Source organism: Pseudomonas coleopterorum (assembly GCF_900105555.1).
Taxonomy (GTDB): Bacteria; Pseudomonadota; Gammaproteobacteria; order Pseudomonadales; family Pseudomonadaceae; genus Aquipseudomonas; species Aquipseudomonas coleopterorum.
This window is the reverse complement of record NZ_FNTZ01000001.1, coordinates 4,425,673-4,444,102: the sequence shown is the minus strand read 5'-3', so window position 1 is coordinate 4,444,102 and position 18,430 is coordinate 4,425,673. Positions and strand designations below refer to the sequence as shown.

The following is an 18,430-nucleotide window of genomic DNA, read 5'->3' as shown; positions in this document are numbered from 1 at the left end:
GTACTCGCTCATAAACGTACTTGTCCTTCGAAGACTCGCACCGCAGGGCCGGTCATGATCACCGAATGGCCTGGCCCGGCCCATTCGATGGACAGGCGGCCGCCCGGCAGATCGAGCAGCAGCGGGGAGTCCATCCAGCCTTGGCTGATGGCCGCGACTGCAGCGGCGCACGCGCCGGTACCACAGGCCTGGGTTTCACCGGCGCCACGCTCCCAGACACGCAGCTGTGCGCGGGTGCGATCGACGACGTGCAGAAAGCCCACGTTCACCCGTGCCGGAAAGCGCGGATGATGTTCGATCTTCGGCCCCAGCGTGTGCACCGGTGCGTTGTTGATGTCGTCCACGCGCAGCACCGCATGGGGGTTGCCCATGGACAGCGCGGCGATCTCGACGCTCTGGCCATCGACCGACAGCGCATAGTTATGCGCCTGGGCGTCAGCCTGGAACGGGATATCGGCCGGCAGCATGCGCGGCGGGCCCATGTCGACGCTGATCTGGCCATCGTTGCGAACGTCCAGGGTAATGATGCCGCCCTTGGTTTCCACGCGAATGGTCTTCTTGGCCGTCAGGCGCTTGTCCAGCACGAAGCGGGCGAAGCAGCGCGCGCCGTTGCCGCACTGTTCCACTTCCGAGCCGTCGGAATTGAAGATGCGGTAGCGGAAGTCGACGTCCGGATTGCTCGGCGCTTCCACCAGCAGCAGTTGATCGAAGCCGATGCCGGTATGGCGATCGCCCCATTGCTTGGCATGCTTGGGCAGGATGTGGGCATGCTGGCTGACCAGGTCCAGCACCATGAAGTCGTTGCCCAGGCCATGCATCTTGGTAAAACGCAGTAGCATGGGATTACTCCGGCAACAGGCTTTCGCCGGCAAAAAGCTCAGCCACGGTTTCGCGGCGGCGGACTTCGAACGCCTGGTCGCCATCGACCAGCACCTCGGCACAACGACCGCGCGTGTTGTAGTTCGAGCTCATGACGAAACCGTACGCGCCGGCCGAATGTACTGCCAGCAAGTCGCCTTCGGCCAGCACCAGTTCACGGTCCTTGGCCAGGAAGTCACCGGTTTCGCAGATCGGCCCGACGATGTCGTAGGCGCGCGCCTGACCTTCACGCGGCTTGACCGGGGTGACGTTCATCCACGCCTGGTACAGGGCCGGGCGGATCAGGTCGTTCATGGCCGCATCGACGATGGCGAAATCCTTGTGCTCGGTGTGCTTGAGGTATTCGATCTGGGTCAACAGCACCCCGGCATTGGCCACGATGAAACGTCCCGGCTCGAACACCAGCGTCAGCTCGCGGCCGTCCAGGCGCTCGCGCACGGCCTTGATGTAGTCGGCCACCAGCGGCGGCTGTTCTTCGCTGTAGCGCACGCCCAGGCCACCGCCCAGGTCGATATGGCGCAGGTAAATGCCGCAATCGCCCAGGCGATCGACCAGATCGAGCAGACGGTCCAGCGCATCGAGAAACGGCGCCAGGGTGGTCAGCTGCGAGCCGATGTGGCAGTCCACGCCCACTACGTCGAGGTTGGGCAGTTGCGCGGCACGCACATAGACGTCTTCGGCAGCGGCAATGTCGATGCCGAACTTGTTCTCTTTCAGACCGGTGGAAATGTACGGGTGGGTGCCCGCGTCGACATCCGGATTGACCCGCAGCGACACCGGAGCCCGCACGCCCAGTTCGGCGGCCACTTCCTGCAGGCGCTCCAGTTCGTCGGTGGATTCGACGTTGAAGCAGTGCACGCCCACTTCCAGGGCGCGGCGCATGTCGGCGCGGGTCTTGCCGACGCCGGAAAACACCACGCGATCGGCGCGCCCGCCAGCGGCCAGCACGCGCTCCAGTTCGCCGCCCGAAACGATGTCGAAACCGGCGCCCAGACGCGCCAGGACATTGAGCACGGCCAGGTTGGAGTTGGCCTTCACGGCGAAGCAGACCAGCGAGGAGGTGCCCTGCAGGGCATCGGCGTAGGCGTTGTACTGCGCCTCGATGTGGGCGCGCGAGTAGACGTACGTCGGCGTGCCGAAGCGCTGGGCCACGGCAGACAGCGCTACGCCTTCGGCGAACAGTTCACCGTCGCGGCGTTGAAAAGCGTCCATGGTGTTCCCTTAGTAATGCTTGTGCGGTTGCGACGACTTGGCTTGGTCTTCGGGGGATTTGCTGTCATCGGGCAAGTACAGCGGGCCCTTTTGACCGCAGGCGGACACCAGGCAGGCAACGGCGACGAGCGCGGCCAGGGAAGAGATCAGGCGCTTCATGGCGAAATCCTTTGTATAAGCAGTAATTGCGCCCGAGTATACCCAGCGCCCGGCATGGTGGCTATGCAGGTGGGCTGCCGGTAGTGCCATCGATCCAGACGGGTGCATTATGCTTTGCATAAACCGCTGGCTGCTCGTATCTTGCCGCCCGTAGCGCGCACAGACACTTTCCGAGGTTCCTGCAATGAGTTTGACCGAAGCCCGTTTCCACGACCTGGTCGATGCCACCCAGCAGGCGCTGGAGGAGTTGCTCGAAGACCACGCCGACGACATCGAGATTTCCGCCGGCATGATGACCATCAAGTTCGACAACGGCAGCCAGCTGATCATCAGCCGCCAGGAGCCCCTGCGCCAGCTGTGGCTGGCCGCACGCTCCGGTGGCTATCACTTCGACTACGACGAAGAGTCGGGCAAGTGGAGCTGCGAGAAATCCGAGGAGTTGCTGGGCGAAGTGTTGGCCCGGGCCACCAAGGAACAGGCCGGCGTCGAGCTGGACTTCGAAGAGATCTGATGATTGTGAGCCAGCCTGCACGCGCGCCCAAGCCTCTCTACAGCAATGTCAGCCCCTCGGTACAGTCACCCTGCGTGAGCTTGTGCCGACTGGACGAAGAGCGGGTCTGTCAGGGTTGTTTCCGCCACGTCGAGGACATCAGGGCCTGGCGCTCGGCCGATGACGACACTCGGCGCAAAATCATCGTGGCTGCCGAGCAGCGCCGGTTGCAGGCGCTGTCGGCGCCTGCGGACGATCGATAAAGCCTCTGCCGCTCAGGCAGGTTCGGCCACCGTCAGGATGGTCAGCAACGACTGCGCGTGCTCGGCCGCTTCATGGCCCAGGCTGGTCAGGTAGCCGCCGTCAGGCTTGGTGATCAGTTCCTTGTCATGCAGGCGAGTGGCGGCTGCGACGGCCGCGGGCGACGCAGTGTGGTGGATTTTCAGACCTTCCATGGTGTTACCGAGGTTGAACAGGGCAAGGATTTCCAGCTCGGCAACCAGTTCCGGGGTGTAGGACGACATAGGCGCTCCCGACTTTCTTATGGAATGAACGACAGCGCCGAATGGCGCTGTGCGCTGTACCCCTGATGCGGTGGCAGCGGGGTTTTTCCAGTGTAGTCAGCCCTGGGCGAACGCGCCTGTGCGGCGTCAGACTTTTTCCGGTGGCAGCTCGGGCAGGGCGCGCAGGGCGGCTTCGTACCAGGCGGTGTCGAAGGGCCGGTCCTGCTCCAGGATGGCGTCGATCTCGATCGCCAACACATGAGCCATCATGTTGAGGATGTCCTCGCGCTCGTAACCGACCAGCGTCAGCTTGTTGAACGTGGCCTTGGCAGCCGGCGGGTTGTCGCTTTCGATCTGGTTCTCGATGGCCTGGGTGAGGGTGGCCTCGGCGAACGCTTCGTCTTCGTCTATCAGGTTGTCGCTCATGGCATGTTCTCGATGGGGTCAATGTCGGATTCTGTGGGGCGCCCTTCGCGGGCAGAGACCCGCTCCCACAGGATGTATGTTCAACACCTACTGTGGGAGCGGGGCGGGCGGCGAGCCCTCTGCCTGCGAAGAGGCCGGACCTGCCAGGCGCGCTTAGCGAGCCGCCAGCAATTCCCGGCCACGAGCCACGGCTGCACGTACCTGAGCCGGCGCGGTGCCGCCGATGTGATCGCGGGCGTTGACCGAGCCTTCCAGGGTCAATACCTCGAACACATCCGCTTCGATCTGGTCGCTGAACTGGCGCAACTCTTCCAGGCTCATTTCCGCCAGGTCCTTACCGGTGTCCACACCGTGCTTCACCGCATGCCCGACGATCTCGTGGCAATCGCGGAACGGCAGGCCACGGCGCACCAGGTAATCGGCCAGGTCGGTGGCCGTGGAGAAGCCACGCAGCGCGGCTTCGCGCATCATGGCGTGCTTGGGCTTGATTGCCGGGATCATGTCGGCAAAGGCCCGCAGCGAATCGCGCAACGTATCGGCGGCGTCGAACAAGGGTTCCTTGTCTTCCTGATTGTCCTTGTTGTAGGCCAGCGGTTGGCCCTTCATCAGGGTCAGCAGGCCCATCAACGAACCGAACACCCGGCCACTCTTGCCGCGCACCAGTTCCGGTACATCGGGGTTCTTCTTCTGCGGCATGATCGAGCTGCCGGTGCAGAAACGGTCGGGCAGGTCGATGAACTGGAACTGCGCGCTGGTCCACAGCACCAGCTCTTCGGAAAACCGCGACAGGTGCATCATCGCGATGCTGGCCGCAGCGCAGAATTCGATGGCGAAATCACGGTCCGAAACGCCGTCCAGCGAGTTGCCACCGACCGCTTCGAAGCCCAGCAGCTGACAGGTCAGCTCGCGGTCGATGGGGTAGGTGGTGCCGGCCAGCGCGGCGCTGCCCAAGGGCATGCGGTTGGTGCGCTTGCGGCAGTCGACCAGGCGTTCATGGTCGCGGCTGAGCATTTCGAACCAGGCCAGCAGGTGATGCCCGAAGGTCACCGGCTGGGCCGTCTGCAGGTGGGTGAAGCCCGGCATGATGGTGTCGGCTTCGCGCTCGGCCTGCTCCAGCAGGCCTTGCTGCAGGCGGGTAATTTTGCCCAGGATCAGGTCGATTTCGTCACGCAGCCACAGGCGAATGTCGGTGGCAACCTGGTCGTTGCGGCTGCGCCCGGTGTGCAGTTTCTTGCCGGTCACGCCGATGCGATCGGTCAGGCGCGCCTCGATGTTCATGTGCACGTCTTCGAGGTCCACGCGCCAGTCGAACTGGCCGGCCTCGATTTCCTGCTCGATGGTGCGCAGGCCGTCGACGATGGTGTCGCGCTCCGCGTCAGTGAGCACGCCGACCTTGGCCAGCATGGTGGCGTGGGCGATCGAGCCCATGATGTCATGGCGGTAGAGGCGCTGGTCGAAGTCGACCGATGCGGTGAAGCGGGCGACGAAGGCGTCGACGGGTTCACTGAAGCGGCCGCCCCAGGACTGGTTGGTCTTGTCAGTGCTCATGAATAGGCTCGTGCAAGGCGTGAACGGGAAATTGCCGCGATAATAACAAATGCGGCCTGGGTCTGTTGGCGGCATAGTGCAGATGTCTATTGTCTGCATTCACCCCTTCGCGGGCAGCCCTCGCTCCCACAAGTGATCACGTTGACCTGTGGGAGCGGGGCGGGCGGCGAGCCCTCTGCCCGCGAAGAGGCCCGCAACACACCACAGCAGCCAGGAACCGTACATGTTCAGCAAGCCGTCGAACCCTCCCGAGCCGGACTTTTTCCTGCCCGAGCTCTGCCTGCCCCAGGCCCTGCTGATGCTGATCGTACTGGCGCAGTTGCTGGTGTTCGTGCTGGTGCTGGCCGAGCCCATGAATCCGGGCTTCAATTGGGTGCGCCTGGCACTGACGTCGTTGTTCGTGCAGTGGATCGTCCTGCTCTCTGCGGGCCTGCTCTGTACCCTGCGCCCCTGGCTGGCGCGGCTGCGCCCGGGCATGGCAGGTGGCCTGTGCTGCGCGTTGGTGGTGGGTCTGACCCTGACGGGCACGGCGGTGATCGACTACTTTCAATTGGGCGGGCTCGACACGCCGACCGTAGAGGTCAACCGCTACCTGCGTCATGCCCTGATCGGGCTGATCATGTCGGCACTGCTGCTGCGTTACTTCTACTTGCAGAGCCAGTGGCGACGCCAGCAACAGGCTGAACTGCAGTCGCGCATCCAGGCCTTGCAGGCGCGCATTCGTCCGCACTTCCTGTTCAACAGCCTGAACAGCATCGCCAGCCTGGTGGTCAGCGATCCGGTGAAGGCCGAGCAGGCGGTGCTCAACCTGTCCGACCTGTTCCGCGCCAGTCTCGCCCAGCCCAACAGCCTGGTCATGTGGCGGGACGAAGTGGAATTGGCCAAACGTTATTTATCGATTGAGCAATATCGTCTTGGCGAGCGTCTACAGTTGCACTGGAGGATCGAAACAATCCCGGATGATCTGCCGATCCCTCAACTAACCTTGCAACCATTGTTGGAAAATGCGCTGGTGCATGGCATCGCCCCATTGATCGCGGGCGGGGTGGTCAGCGTGGAGGCCGACTATAAAGGGGGAGAGTTCATATTGACCATCAGCAATCCCTACCAGGAGGCCGCCGCAGGGCACGCGTCAGGCGGAACCCAGCAGGCACTGGCAAACATTGGCGCTCGACTTGCGGCACTTTTCGGTCCGCGCGCAAGTCTTAGCGTGAATCGCCGTGACGGTCGTCACTTCACTTGTCTACGTTATCCATGTGCGAGACTCACGCAGGAATCCAGCGCTATATGAATGTCCTGATCGTTGATGACGAACCCCTTGCCCGCGAGCGCCTGAGCCGATTGGTTGGCGAGCTCGAGGGTTATCATGTGCTCGAACCCGGTGCCAGCAACGGCGAAGAAGCCTTGAGCATGATCGAGGCACACAAGCCGGACGTGGTCTTGCTCGACATTCGCATGCCTGGCCTGGACGGGCTGCAAGTTGCCGCCAAGCTGTGCGAGCGCGACACGCCTCCAGCGGTGGTGTTCTGCACCGCCCATGACGAGTTCGCCCTGGACGCATTCCAGGTCAGCGCTGTGGGTTATCTGGTCAAGCCGGTGCGCTCCGAACATCTGCTCGAAGCACTGAAAAAGGCTGAAAAGCCCAACCGTGTGCAGTTGGCTGCACTGACTCGTCCTGCTGCCGAGGCCGGTACCGGTCCGCGCAGCCACATCAGTGCGCGAACCCGTAAAGGCATCGAGCTGATTCCGCTGGATCAGGTGATCTACTTCATCGCCGACCACAAGTACGTGACCCTGCGCCACGAGGGCGGCGAAGTGCTGCTCGATGAGCCGCTCAAGGCGTTGGAAGACGAATTCGGCGATCGTTTCGTGCGCATTCACCGCAATGCTTTGGTGGCCCGCGAGCGCATCGAGCGCCTGCAACGCACACCGTTGGGCCACTTTCAGCTCTACCTGAAAGGTCTCAACGGTGACGCGCTGATCGTCAGCCGACGCCATGTCGCCGGCGTGCGCAAGATGATGCAGCACCTCTAGGGCTCCAGTGGCCGGCCCAGTCTGGCTGACTGGGCGCGGCCTGCCGCACAGCTGGTATCATCGTCCGCTAATCTTCATACGGATCGATTCATGCCCATTCGCGAAATCCGCATCGCCACCCGTAAAAGTGCCCTTGCCCTGTGGCAGGCCGAGTACGTCAAGGCTCGACTGGAGCAGGCCCATCCCGGTCTTCAGGTCAACCTGGTCCCGATGGTCAGTCGCGGCGACAAGCTGCTCGATTCGCCCTTGTCGAAGATCGGCGGCAAGGGGCTGTTCGTCAAAGAGCTGGAAACCGCCTTGCTCGAAGGCACGGCAGACATCGCCGTGCATTCGATGAAAGACGTACCGATGGACTTTCCCGAAGGGCTGGGTCTGTATTGCATCTGCGAACGCGAAGACCCTCGCGATGCCTTCGTTTCCAACGCCTGGGACAGCCTGGAAGCGTTGCCGCCCGGCAGTATCGTCGGCACGTCCAGCCTGCGTCGTCAGACCCAACTGCTGGCGCGCCGCCCGGACTTGCAGATCCGCTTCCTGCGGGGCAACGTCAACACCCGGTTGGCCAAACTCGACGCCGGTGAATACGATGCGATCATCCTTGCCGCAGCCGGCTTGATCCGTCTGGGCTTCGAAGACCGCATCACCACCAGCATCAGCGTCGAGGACAGTCTGCCTGCGGGCGGTCAGGGCGCGGTCGGTATCGAGTGCAGGACGGGCGACAGCGAGATCCACGCTCTGCTGGGGCCGTTGCATCATCGCGATACCGAATTCCGCGTCAGCGCCGAACGGGCGCTGAACAAGCACCTCAACGGTGGCTGCCAGGTGCCAATCGCCTGTTATGCGGTGCTCGAAGGCGAACAGATCTGGCTTCGCGGCCTGGTGGGTGATCCGGCCGGGCAGCGCTTGCTGCATGCCCAGGCACGGGCACCACTGGCCGATGCGCAACAGCTGGGCGTACAGGTCGCCGAAGCGTTGCTGGAGCAGGGCGCCGACGACATCCTGCGTGCGGTGTACGGCGAGGCAGGTCATCCTTGAGCCCGTGGCGAGTGTTGTTGACACGGCCCACCGACGAGTGCGCGCAGCAAACTCAGGCGCTGCGCGAGGAGGGTGTGTTCGCAGCAAGCTTGCCGCTGCTGGCAATCGAGCCTCTGCCATCGAGCGATAGCCAGCGGCAAATTCTGGCCAGCCTCGATCAATACGATGCAGTGATCGTCGTCAGCAAGCCCGCCGCCCGCCTGGCGCTGGAACGAGCGCCCACCAGCCTCGGCCAGACTGTCTGGTTCAGCGTCGGCGCCGGCACGGCGGCCATTCTCGAGGAGCGCGGGCTGCACGTGACGTATCCTGAAACAGGAGACGATAGCGAGGCCCTGCTGAATCTGGCCCAATTGCGCACCGCTTTGAGCGGTCCCCATCCACGGGTGCTGATCATTCGTGGCGAGGGCGGACGCGAGGCGCTGGCCGAACACTTGCGCGACCAAGGCGCAGCGGTGGAGTATCTGCAACTGTATCGACGCAGCATTCCGGTCTACCCGCCGGGTACGCTCGCGACCCGTATCGCATCGGAACGCTTGAACGCCGTGGTGGTCAGCAGTGGGCAGGGTTTTCAACACTTGCACCAGTTGGCAGGTGAGCAGTGGTCGGCGATCCGCGCCCTTCCACTGTTTGTGCCCAGCCCGCGAGTGGCGGCGCTGGCACGTGACGCTGGCGCTTCGAATGTTGTGGATTGCCGAGGTGCCAGCACTTCGGCGTTGCTGGCGGCGCTGCACACGCAGACCGCACCCAGATCGTAAGGCGCGACCGCCAACCAGGCGGGCGCGCCCCTATGCAAAGGATGGACACGTGAGCGAAACAGCCTTGCCCAAAGACGAGACGCAGAGCGCCCCGAAGGCGCCTTTCGAACAGCCAGCCGCCGTGCCGCCTCAGCGCTCGGCCAATGGCAATGGCTTGGCGATCATCGCGCTGCTGCTGGCCGCCGCTGGCCTCGCTGCCGCAGGGTGGGGCGTGTGGCAGGTGCGCACGCTCACGGCCGGTCATCAGCAGCAGTCGCGAGTGATCGAAGGGCTCGCCACGCAGACGCTGACCCTGGAGCACAACGAACGGCAACTCAGCGCCGACCTGGCGCAGTTGCCCGATGCCAACGAACTGGAAGATCGCCGCCGTCTGGTCGCGCAGTTGCAGGGCGATCAGCAGCGTCTGAGCCAGCGCCTGGAAACCGTGCTGGGTGCCAGCCGCAAGGACTGGCGCCTGGCCGAGGCCGAGCATCTGCTGCGCCTGGCCAGCCTGCGTCTGTCCGCGCTGCAGGATGTCACCAGCGCGAAGGCACTGGTGCAGGGCGCCGACGAAATCCTGCGCGAGCAGGACGACCCGCAAGCCTTCGCCGCCCGCGAACAGTTGACCCGCAGCCTGGCCTCGCTGCAAGGCACAACCCAGCCCGACCGCACCGGCTTGTTCCTGCAGTTGAGTGCCCTGCGCGAGCAGGCAACGCAGTTGACGGCCCTGGCCCCGGAATTCCAGGCCGCCGCCGACGCCGCGCAAGGCACTTCGCCTGAAGGCGAGACCCGCTGGCGTCAGTGGTGGAACAAGATTTCCGGGTTCTTCCGCGTCGACTTCAACCCCGATGACAGCATCCGTCCGTTGCTGGCCGGGCAAAGCCTGAACCAGGTTCGCCTGGCTCTGAGCCTTGCACTGGAACAGGCGCAATGGGCCGCGCTCAACGGTCAGGGCAAGGTCTATACGCAAGCACTGGATGACGCACGCAGCATTCTCATCGCAGGGTTCAACCGCGAAAACGGCCACACCCAAGCTATGATCGAACAGCTGACCGCACTCAAGAGCCAGCCGGTGTCGGTCACCACACCTGATCTGGATGCCAGCCTCAATGCCATCCAGGCCTACCTGCAACGCCGCCATACGCCAGTCGAAGGCCTGCAGAAATCAACCGAAGCCACGCCAGGCGCTACGGAGAGCCAGCCATGAAACGGTTCTACGTGATCCTGTTTCTGGTGATCGCGGCCATGGTCGGGCTCGGCTTGGCCGTGGCCAAGCACCCGGGCTATGTGCTGATCGACTACCCCCACGTGATGCGCTACGAATCCGGCCTGTGGACCACGTTACTGGCCTTGGTGGTGCTGGTGATGCTGGTATTCATCATCTATCTGCTGATCAGCGTGGTGGTTACCTCCGGCCGCGTGGTCAATCCGTGGTCGGGCCGCAACCGCAGTCGCCGCGTGCAGGCTGCCATCGAAAAGGGCCAGTTGGACCTGGCTGAAGGACGCTGGGCCAGCGCTCAGAAACACCTGCAGCACGCCGCCGAACACGAACGTCAGCCCCTGCTGTATTACCTGGGCGCAGCCCGCGCAGCCAACGAGCTGGGCCGCTACGAAGACAGCGACAGCCTGCTTGAAAAGGCCCTGGCACGTCAGCCACAAGCCGAATTGGCGATTGCCTTGAGCCATGCCCAGTTGCAGAGCGATCGCGGCGACAGCGACGGCTCCCTGCAAACCCTGCAGGCCATGCACGAGCGTCATCCGCGCAACGTGCAGGTGTTGCGTCAACTGCAACGCGTGCATCAGCAGCGTGGAGACTGGGCAGCCGTCGTCAAGCTGCTGCCACAGTTGCGCAAGGACAAGGCGTTGCCAGCGGCCGAACTGGCCGAACTGGAGCGACGTGCCTGGGGCGAGAATCTCAGCGTGGCCGCGCATGTGTCGGCACCGGATCAGGGTCAGGGCGAAGCGGGGCTGGCTGCACTCGAGCGCGCATGGCAGGCACTGAGTTCGGCACAGCGTCAGGAGCCTGCCTTGGTCCTCGCCTATGCAGAGCAGCTGCGGCAGGTAGGCGCGCAGACCCAGGCCGAAGAAGTACTGCGTACGGCGCAGAAGCGTCAGTACGACACGCATTTGGCTCGCCTTTACGGCCTGGTCATCGGCAACGATCCGGCGCGTCAGTTGCAGACCGCCGAAGGTTGGCTCAAGCAGCACACCGATGACGCCGGGCTGTTGCTGACACTCGGCCGCCTGTGTCTGCAGAACCGCCTGTGGGGCAAGGCACGCGATTACCTGGAAAGCAGCCTGCGTCTGCAGCGCAGTCCGGAAACCTGTGCTGAGCTGGCCCGCCTGCTGGCTCAGCTCGGCGATACCGAGCGTAGCAACCTGCTGTTCCAGGAAGGTCTCGGGCTGCTCGACGAGCGCCTGTTGGCCGCGCCGCTGCCGACCACGGTTCGCCCGCTCTGAAGCCCGTTTCGGCCTGAGTGCTCAGGCTGCTGCGCTCCTGTTCCACCACTTGATCGTGGAACAGGGGCGAGGCTCGCAAATCCGGTATTCGTTCCGGTATTGCCACGATTAAACACTTGTATGAACTTTATCCGATGCGTACCTTGATGCCACTGGCGCACGGGCATAATCTCCCCCTGCACGTACATCGACATTCGCTGTCACAGACCGCGAATCGGTCCGAGCCCTGCTTCCTGTGATACAGGAGTGCAACGCCGGGCATGACCCACAAGGGAAGCACTCATCATGTTGGAAAGCTGCAAGAATGCCCAGGAACGCTGGGGCGGAGTTCACCTGCTGATCGATCGCTGGCTGCAGGAACGCAACGAGCTGATCAAGGCTTTCGATGCATTGGGCGACACACCCCAAGCGCTGGTCGAGGATCGTAAGAGGCTTCAGGATTTCTGCGGTTTGCTGGTCGACTACACCTCGGCAGGCCATTTCGAGATCTACGAGCAACTGACCGACGAAGCCAAAGCATTCAACGACACGCGCGGTCTGGAGCTGGCTGACACGATCTGGCCACGCATCGACGAGATTACTCAGAAAGCCCTCGACTTCAACGACTACTGCGACAAGGGCGACTGCTCCGATGCCGCCGTTATCCTGGAAAAGCTAAAGGAGCTGGGCGGCTTGCTGCACGAACGCTTCGAGCTCGAGGATTGCCTGATCGAAGTGCTGCACAACGCCCACAAGGAGGAATCCGTCGCTCAGGCGTGATTCGTCCCGGGTACGGCCCTATGGGGCCGTGGCCAATAGCTGGATATCAAAGGTGAGTGGCGTATAGGGGGGAATCAGATCTCCTGCGCCTTCCGCACCATAGGCGTGGGCCGAGGCAATCACCACGCGCCATTTCGCACCTGTAGGCATCTGTTGCAGCGCCGTACGCCAGCCTTCGATGACGCTGTTCAAGCGAAACCACTGCGGCTGGTTGCTTTGGTCGAATACGCTGCCGTCAGGCAACCTTCCCACATATTGAACCTGCACGCGCCCATCGGCCGTGGCAGGGCTGCCTGCCCCAGGTTCGAGTACGGTTACCAATACCCCATCCGAGATCTCCCGCACACCGGCCTTGGCTCGCTCGCCGGCCATGAAGCGACGCTCGGCCGCCTGCGCCTTTTCCGTATCCGCGCCCGGGCCCGTGTCAGTCTTGTCCGCCTGCGACTGGTATTGAGCCAGCAGTTGGCCCATGCGCTCATCGCTCAAGGCCAGCGGCTCTTGCCGGTAGGCTTGCTGCAAGCCCTTGATCAAGGCGTCCAGTTGAAGGCCGGGGGCGTCCTGACGCAGGCGTTCGCCCAAGCTGGCACCCACACTGTAGGCCAGATCGTGGCCATTATCCGGTGTACCCTGCGCAGCCTGCGCGTGCGACCACACCAGCGACAACGGCACCAGGGACAACGACAGCAGCAGGCGAGACAGCATTGGGTTCTCCAGAACAAGACAGACCGAGCATCGAGCGATTATGCCACCGAGTGCGCAACGGGGGCTGACAGGCAGGGTCAACATGTTCTGGCGGCTCTACGGTCTCAGGTCTAGTATGAGCCTCAACCCATCGGCCCGGAGGTAACCCATGTCGGCTAACAAGAAGCCTGTAAACACCCCGCTGCATTTGCTGCAACAGCTGTCCGGCAGTTTGCTCGAGCACCTTGAAAGTGCGTGTTCCCAAGCCTTGGCCGATGCTGAAAAACTGCTCGCCAAGCTAGAGAAGCAACGCGGCAAGGCTCAGGAAAAACTGCACAAGTCGCGCACCAAAGTGCAGGACGCCGCGGCCGCCGGCAAGAAAAAGAAACAGGCCAAGGCGCATGATTCGGTAAGCGAACTCGAGGAGCTGCTCGACGATCTCAAGGAACGCCAGGCCGAAACCCGCGCCTACATCGTCGAGCTCAAGCGCGATGCCCAGGAGAGCCTGAAGCTGGCAGCCGGCGTGGGCCGTGTCCGCGAAGCGGCCAGCAAGGCCATCGAAACCCGTTCTACCAAGCCCAAGGTGACCACGGCATCGGTCGCCCAGCCTGCCAGCTCGGCCGCCAAGCCTGCGGCTCGTACCCCAGCCAAAACCAGTCCGACAGCTTCGACCGCGCGTGCCGCAGCCAAGCCGGCAGCGAGCAAGACCACCCGAGCCGCTGCCGCCGCCACTGCAGGCAAACCGGCTGTTTCGCGCAGCACCACGCGCAAGGTCCTCGCCGCGCCAGGCGCAGCGGTCAAGCCCGAGGCGAAGGCACCTGCCAAGCCTGCCGCCCGGCCTGCAAGGAAGCCTGCCGCCGCCAAGTCGCTGGCGGCAGCCGTTCATACGAGCGCGACCGAGTCGGATACCCAAGCCGTGGCCGGTCAGCCAGACAAAGGTGGCGCGTCGTCCAGCGAGGCCTGAGTGTCGCGGGCTGCCACGCTCAGTGTCCGCAATGCATCGCTGACGCCTGCAGCCGGCGCCGGTAGCAGGGCGGGCAGCCAAGTCATGTTGGACTGTTCCGCGGCAAGGAGCCACGGAGCGGCTTGGCGGTGCAGGCGCTGCAGCAACTGGCGCTCGGCATTGAGTTCCAGCGCCTTGATCGATTCACGCAGCGGCATCAGCTCAGGATCATGCATGGCCTTTGCGCGCCACTGCTGGCGAAGCTCGCGCAGTGGTCGCACGACCTCATCGTGCCAGGGCGTGGCGATCGCCTGCAGCAGCATGATGCGTTCATGCGAACAGGCCACGCCTCTGGCACCCAGCCAGGCGCCGCACAGCAGCAGGCACACATTGGCGCCTTCTGCCTGCAACTGCAGGCAGGCGGCCTCGATGCCCGGTCGGGCATAGAGCTTCAAGGCAAACTCCCACAATTCATCGTGCATCGTGCTACTCGCGCCAGTGGGCAAGGAAGCTGGTAGACTTCGCCGCCATTATGATTCGACTTCAGAACCTCACTTTACAGCGTGGCCCGCAGCGTCTGCTAGAAGATGCCGAGCTGACGCTGCACGCCGGTCAGAAAGCCGGTCTCATCGGTGCCAACGGTGCCGGCAAATCCAGCCTGTTCGCCCTGTTGCGCGGCGAGCTTGCGCCCGACTCGGGCGATTGCTACCTGCCCGCCGACTGGCGCATCGCCCATATGCGCCAGGAAGTCGATACCCTCGAACGCATTGCGGTCGACTATGTGCTGGACGGCGATGTACGTCTGCGCGAAGTGCAGCATGCCCTGGCCGACGCCGAAGCCCGGCAGGATGGCGCCGCCCAGGCCCGTCTGCATGCCGAACTCGACAGCGCCGATGGCTATACCGCCGACGCCCGCGCCCGTAAGTTGCTGGCCGGGCTGGGCTTCAGCAACGAGCAGATGGACCGTCAGGTCGGTGACTTTTCCGGTGGCTGGCGGATGCGTCTGAGCCTGGCGCAGGCCTTGATGTGCCCCTCCGACCTGCTGCTGCTCGATGAGCCGACCAACCACCTGGACCTCGATGCCATCCTGTGGCTCGAAGACTGGCTGAAAGGCTATCCCGGTACCTTGCTGTTGATCTCCCACGACCGCGACTTCCTCGACGAAGTGGTCGATCATGTGGCGCACGTCGAACAACACAAGCTGACCCTGTATCGCGGGGGCTACAGCGCCTTCGAACGTGCCCGCGCGGAGCGCCTGGCGCAGCAGCAGCAAGCGTACGAGAAGCAGCAGGCGCAGCGGGCGCACATGGAGAAGTACATCGCCCGTTTCAAGGCCCAGGCCACCAAGGCGCGCCAGGCTCAGAGCCGGATCAAGGCCCTGGAGCGCATGGAGGAGCTGTCGGCGGCGCACGTCGACTCGCCCTTCGATTTCGTCTTCCGCGAGTCGGTGAAGATTTCCAGCCCGTTGCTCGACCTCTCCGAAGGTCGCCTCGGCTATGGCGACAAGGCTGTGCTGGAGAAGGTCAAGCTGCAGTTGGCGCCCGGTGCGCGCATTGGTTTGCTGGGCCCCAACGGCGCCGGCAAGTCGACCCTGATCAAGAACCTCGCCGGTGAGCTGACGCCCATCGGCGGGCGCCTGGTGCGTGGCGAGAATCTGGTGGTGGGCTATTTCGCCCAGCACCAACTGGACTCTCTGGACAGCAAGGCCAGCCCGCTGCTGCATCTGCAACGCCTGGCGCCTACCGAGCGGGAGCAGGTGCTGCGCGATTTCCTCGGTGGTTTCGATTTCCGCGGTGCGCGCATCGACGAGCCAGTGCTGAATTTCTCCGGCGGTGAAAAAGCGCGCCTGGCGCTGGCCTTGATCGCCTGGGAGCGGCCCAACCTGTTGCTGCTCGACGAACCGACCAACCACCTGGACCTGGAGATGCGCCTGGCCCTGACCATGGCCCTGCAGGAATTCAGTGGCGCGGTGCTGGTGGTGTCCCACGATAGGCATCTGCTCAAGAGCACCACGGACGACTTCCTGCTGGTGGCCGACGGCAAGGTCGAGACGTTTGATGGCGATCTGGACGACTACGCGCGCTGGCTGGTGGATTATCGTCAACGCCATGCCCCGGTCAGCAACACCCCGGTCAATCCCGACAAGACCGACAAGAAAGCCCAGCGCCAGGCTGCCGCTGCCTTGCGTCAGCAGTTGGCCCCGCACAAGCGCCAGGCCGACAAGCTGGAGCGCGATCTGGGTGAGGTGCACGAGAAGCTGGCGAAGATAGAAGCGGCCTTGTCCGACAGCGCGCTCTACGAGGCCGCGCGCAAGGATGAATTGCGCGATCAGCTTGCCCAGCAGGCCAAGCTCAAGGTTCGCGAAGGCGAGCTGGAGGAGCAGTGGATGGAAGCGCTGGAGCTGCTCGAAGACATGCAGGCACAACTGGAGGCATTGGGCTGACGCTGCGGCTCGATGCCGGGCCGCCGTCACAGGCCCATAGCCAAATTCGCTGCGCCGCTTTACCTTAGGCTGTCCTTATTCAAGCGTCGAGGTCCGTATGTTGCTGGAAACCTGGTTGGCCTTTTTTGCTGCGTGCTGGATCATCAGCCTTTCACCGGGTGCCGGGGCCATTGCGTCAATGTCCAGCGGCCTGCAGCACGGTTTCCTGCGCGGTTACTGGAATGCGATTGGCCTGCAGTTGGGGCTGCTCCTGCAGATCGTGATCATCGCCGCGGGCGTCGGGGCCGTGCTGGCAGCGTCCGCCACGGCGTTCCAGGCCATCAAGTGGTTTGGTGTGCTGTATCTGCTCTATCTGGCCGTCAAGCAGTGGCGTGCGCTGCCCGCCGACATCAGTGAAGAAACCCAGCAAAAGCCGACAGGCAAAGCGTCCAGTCTGGTTCTTCGAGGCTTTCTGGTGAACGTCGGCAACCCCAAGGCACTGGTGTTCATGCTTGCGGTACTACCACAGTTCATCAATCCGCACGCGCCGTTGCTGGCCCAATACCTGACCATTGCAGCGACCATGATAACCGTGGACCTGATCGTCATGGCCGGCTATACGGGGCTTGCGGCCAAGGTCTTGCGCCTGCTGCGCACGCCGCGTCAGCAGCGGCGCATGAACCGTACCTTTGCCGGCTTGTTCGTGGCGGCGGCCACATTGCTCGCGACGCTGCGCCGGGTGCCGGCTTGAGGGTGGCTGTCAGGCCTGAGTGAGTTCGATCACCCGATCTACCAGCTTGTTGATCCCGGCAGCGGCCTCACTGATGGTCTTGGCGCTCATGTAGGCAGGCGTGCTGACCAGCTTGCGCGCGGTGTCCTCGACGATCTCGGTCACTTCGCATTCCAGGTGAGTGCCGCCCATCTTCTCGATGGCCTGCGCGGTATCGGCATCGGTGCCGATGGTGCAGGTCACGCCGGGTCCGTAGATCTTGGCGGCCAGTGCCGGCGAGATGCAGATCAGGCCAACCGGCTTGCGTGCTTCTGCGAAGGCTTCAGCCAGTGCCTGCACCTGCAGGTTCACCGAACAGGCGGCGCCGTCGCTGGCGAAGGAAGACAGGTTCTTGGCCGCGCCGAAACCGCCGGGGACGATCAGTGCATCGAAGTCGTCGGCGTTGGCCAGGGCGATGTCCTTCACCTCGCCACGGGCGATCCGCGCCGATTCCACCAGCACGTTGCGTGATTCGGGCATTTCCTCGCCACTGAGGTGGTTGATCACGTGCTTCTGGGCAACGTCGGGAGCGAAGCACTGCACTTCGCAGCCACGTTGGTCCAAACGCAGCAGAGTGATCACGCTTTCCTGGATTTCGCTGCCGTCATAGACGCCACAGCCGGAAAGGATCACCGCGATTTTCTTGGTCATGTCGAACTCCGATTCTGTCCGCTGTTTCAGTAGCATGGATCCCGATCGGCGTCGCGTGTTCAGTTCGAGTCGGCGATCAGGGCTGTTCGTCGCTGGGCGCAGGCGTGACCGCAGGGGGTTGCAGGCGAGCCTGGCGGGCGATGCGGGCCGCTTTGATGCGGCGGCGTATCCACAGCAAGGCGCCGATCAGTACCAGCGCACCCAGCACCCACAGCTCGTATTTCTTCACGTTGCCCAGCATGTGTTCCAGGAACGAGCCGAAATGATAGGCCGCCAATCCCAGTGCGGTGGCCCACACCGCCGCGCCAATGCCATTGAGCAGCAAATAGCGTCGCGGGGGATAGCCCGACAGGCCGATGGCCACCGGCATGACGGTGCGCAGGCCATAGACGAAGCGGAAGCTCAGGACCCAGATGTCCGGATGCCGGCGGATATGCTCCAGCGCGCGGTCGCCCAGCAACTGCCAGCGAGGTTTGCGCGCCAACAGCTTGCGGCCATGCTTGCGGCCCATGAAATACCAGAGCTGGTCGCCTGCGTAGCTGCCGAAAAAGGCCACCACCACAACCATGTTGATGTCCATGTAGCCACGGAACGCCAGAAACCCGGCCAGGACCAGAATAGTCTCGCCTTCGAAGAACGTGCCGAGGAACAGGGCGAAGTAGCCAAAATCGTTCAGGAATTGTTGGAGCATTTTATCGATGCTGGCGAAGTGAATGCGCAGCCTAACC

Annotated in this window: 21 protein-coding genes and 1 pseudogene; 12 read left to right on the top strand and 10 right to left on the bottom strand. The window is 63.4% G+C overall.

Annotation, left to right across the window (positions count from 1 at the left end; translation table 11 throughout):
* Window positions 1–8 precede the first annotated feature (8 nt).
* Genes dapF through lptM form a run of 3 tightly spaced genes read right to left on the bottom strand, consistent with a single transcriptional unit; the run spans window position 9 to window position 2,250 of the window.
* Window positions 9–839: a diaminopimelate epimerase gene (gene dapF, locus BLV18_RS20025; RefSeq protein ID WP_090361293.1), complete on the bottom strand. Its 831-nt coding sequence runs from the start codon at window positions 837–839 to the stop codon at window positions 9–11.
* A gap of 4 nt (window positions 840–843) precedes the next feature.
* On the bottom strand, window positions 844–2,091 hold the full coding sequence (gene lysA / locus BLV18_RS20020) for a diaminopimelate decarboxylase (protein WP_049860324.1): 1,248 nt from the start codon (window positions 2,089–2,091) through the stop codon (window positions 844–846).
* Between the two features lie 9 nt (window positions 2,092–2,100).
* Window positions 2,101–2,250, bottom strand: a complete 150-nt coding sequence (gene lptM, locus BLV18_RS20015) for an LPS translocon maturation chaperone LptM (RefSeq protein ID WP_043192229.1) — start codon at window positions 2,248–2,250, stop codon at window positions 2,101–2,103.
* Window positions 2,251–2,434: 184 nt separating this feature from the next.
* Here lptM and cyaY point away from each other — a divergent pair, with 184 nt between their 5' ends.
* Window positions 2,435–2,761 (top strand): iron donor protein CyaY, encoded by a 327-nt coding sequence (gene cyaY, locus BLV18_RS20010; protein ID WP_090361290.1) that lies wholly within the window; start codon window positions 2,435–2,437, stop codon window positions 2,759–2,761.
* Window positions 2,761–3,003 carry a DUF1289 domain-containing protein gene (locus tag BLV18_RS20005; protein WP_167375962.1) on the top strand — a complete coding sequence of 81 codons (243 nt, stop codon included), beginning with the start codon at window positions 2,761–2,763 and terminating at the stop codon, window positions 3,001–3,003. The genes cyaY and BLV18_RS20005 overlap by 1 nt, the downstream gene beginning before the upstream one ends.
* A gap of 12 nt (window positions 3,004–3,015) precedes the next feature.
* On the opposite strand, the gene BLV18_RS20000 is transcribed toward BLV18_RS20005, so the two are convergent.
* The 3 genes from BLV18_RS20000 to argH form a co-directional block, all read right to left on the bottom strand.
* A complete protein-coding gene (locus tag BLV18_RS20000) occupies window positions 3,016–3,264 on the bottom strand; it encodes a TIGR02647 family protein (protein ID WP_090361286.1) in 249 nt (82 codons plus the stop codon).
* A 126-nt stretch (window positions 3,265–3,390) separates the two neighbouring features.
* Window positions 3,391–3,669, bottom strand: coding sequence for a hypothetical protein (locus BLV18_RS19995; protein ID WP_049860320.1), 279 nt, complete (start codon window positions 3,667–3,669; stop codon window positions 3,391–3,393).
* Window positions 3,670–3,822: 153 nt separating this feature from the next.
* The gene (gene argH / locus BLV18_RS19990) at window positions 3,823–5,217 is read right to left on the bottom strand and encodes an argininosuccinate lyase (protein ID WP_090361283.1); all 1,395 of its coding nucleotides are present in this window, start codon (window positions 5,215–5,217) and stop codon (window positions 3,823–3,825) included.
* Between the two features lie 223 nt (window positions 5,218–5,440).
* Here argH and BLV18_RS19985 point away from each other — a divergent pair, with 223 nt between their 5' ends.
* The 7 genes from BLV18_RS19985 (at window position 5,441) to rsd (ending at window position 12,236) form a co-directional block, all read left to right on the top strand.
* Complete coding sequence (locus BLV18_RS19985) at window positions 5,441–6,508, top strand: sensor histidine kinase (RefSeq protein ID WP_090361280.1); 1,068 nt, start codon at window positions 5,441–5,443, stop codon at window positions 6,506–6,508.
* On the top strand, window positions 6,505–7,251 hold the full coding sequence (locus BLV18_RS19980; protein WP_090361277.1) for a LytR/AlgR family response regulator transcription factor: 747 nt from the start codon (window positions 6,505–6,507) through the stop codon (window positions 7,249–7,251). Before BLV18_RS19985 ends, BLV18_RS19980 begins: the two co-directional genes overlap by 4 nt.
* A 90-nt stretch (window positions 7,252–7,341) precedes the next feature.
* Window positions 7,342–8,283 carry a hydroxymethylbilane synthase gene (gene hemC, locus BLV18_RS19975; protein WP_090361274.1) on the top strand — a complete coding sequence of 314 codons (942 nt, stop codon included), beginning with the start codon at window positions 7,342–7,344 and terminating at the stop codon, window positions 8,281–8,283.
* Window positions 8,280–9,038: a uroporphyrinogen-III synthase gene (locus BLV18_RS19970; RefSeq protein ID WP_090361270.1), complete on the top strand. Its 759-nt coding sequence runs from the start codon at window positions 8,280–8,282 to the stop codon at window positions 9,036–9,038. Before hemC ends, BLV18_RS19970 begins: the two co-directional genes overlap by 4 nt.
* 49 nt (window positions 9,039–9,087) lie before the next feature.
* Complete coding sequence (locus tag BLV18_RS19965) at window positions 9,088–10,224, top strand: uroporphyrinogen-III C-methyltransferase (protein WP_090361267.1); 1,137 nt, start codon at window positions 9,088–9,090, stop codon at window positions 10,222–10,224.
* Window positions 10,221–11,477 (top strand): heme biosynthesis HemY N-terminal domain-containing protein, encoded by a 1,257-nt coding sequence (locus tag BLV18_RS19960; RefSeq protein ID WP_090361264.1) that lies wholly within the window; start codon window positions 10,221–10,223, stop codon window positions 11,475–11,477. The genes BLV18_RS19965 and BLV18_RS19960 overlap by 4 nt, the downstream gene beginning before the upstream one ends.
* 285 nt (window positions 11,478–11,762) lie before the next feature.
* Window positions 11,763–12,236: a sigma D regulator gene (gene rsd / locus BLV18_RS19955; RefSeq protein WP_090361261.1), complete on the top strand. Its 474-nt coding sequence runs from the start codon at window positions 11,763–11,765 to the stop codon at window positions 12,234–12,236.
* An 18-nt stretch (window positions 12,237–12,254) separates the two neighbouring features.
* On the opposite strand, the gene BLV18_RS19950 is transcribed toward rsd, so the two are convergent.
* Window positions 12,255–12,935: an FKBP-type peptidyl-prolyl cis-trans isomerase gene (locus BLV18_RS19950; protein WP_425272653.1), complete on the bottom strand. Its 681-nt coding sequence runs from the start codon at window positions 12,933–12,935 to the stop codon at window positions 12,255–12,257.
* A 151-nt stretch (window positions 12,936–13,086) separates the two neighbouring features.
* On the opposite strand from BLV18_RS19950, the pseudogene BLV18_RS19945 reads away from it, so the two are divergent.
* Window positions 13,087–13,863 (top strand): annotated as a pseudogene (locus tag BLV18_RS19945) (AlgP family protein); the annotation flags it as partial.
* Here the strand turns inward: BLV18_RS19945 and BLV18_RS19940 are convergent.
* Window positions 13,842–14,342, bottom strand: coding sequence for a TIGR02444 family protein (locus tag BLV18_RS19940; RefSeq protein ID WP_090361255.1), 501 nt, complete (start codon window positions 14,340–14,342; stop codon window positions 13,842–13,844). The pseudogene BLV18_RS19945 and the gene BLV18_RS19940 sit on opposite strands and share 22 nt — an antisense overlap.
* 50 nt (window positions 14,343–14,392) lie before the next feature.
* Between BLV18_RS19940 and BLV18_RS19935 the strand changes: the two genes are divergently transcribed.
* Both BLV18_RS19935 and BLV18_RS19930 read left to right on the top strand, forming a co-directional pair.
* Window positions 14,393–16,303, top strand: a complete 1,911-nt coding sequence (locus BLV18_RS19935) for an ATP-binding cassette domain-containing protein (protein ID WP_090361252.1) — start codon at window positions 14,393–14,395, stop codon at window positions 16,301–16,303.
* A gap of 97 nt (window positions 16,304–16,400) precedes the next feature.
* Window positions 16,401–17,033 carry a LysE family transporter gene (locus BLV18_RS19930; RefSeq protein WP_049860307.1) on the top strand — a complete coding sequence of 211 codons (633 nt, stop codon included), beginning with the start codon at window positions 16,401–16,403 and terminating at the stop codon, window positions 17,031–17,033.
* Between the two features lie 9 nt (window positions 17,034–17,042).
* Here the strand turns inward: BLV18_RS19930 and elbB are convergent, their stop codons facing one another.
* Window positions 17,043–17,702, bottom strand: coding sequence for an isoprenoid biosynthesis glyoxalase ElbB (gene elbB / locus BLV18_RS19925; RefSeq protein ID WP_090361249.1), 660 nt, complete (start codon window positions 17,700–17,702; stop codon window positions 17,043–17,045).
* A gap of 76 nt (window positions 17,703–17,778) precedes the next feature.
* A complete protein-coding gene (locus BLV18_RS19920) occupies window positions 17,779–18,393 on the bottom strand; it encodes a DedA family protein (protein WP_049860303.1) in 615 nt (204 codons plus the stop codon).
* Window positions 18,394–18,430 lie beyond the last annotated feature (37 nt).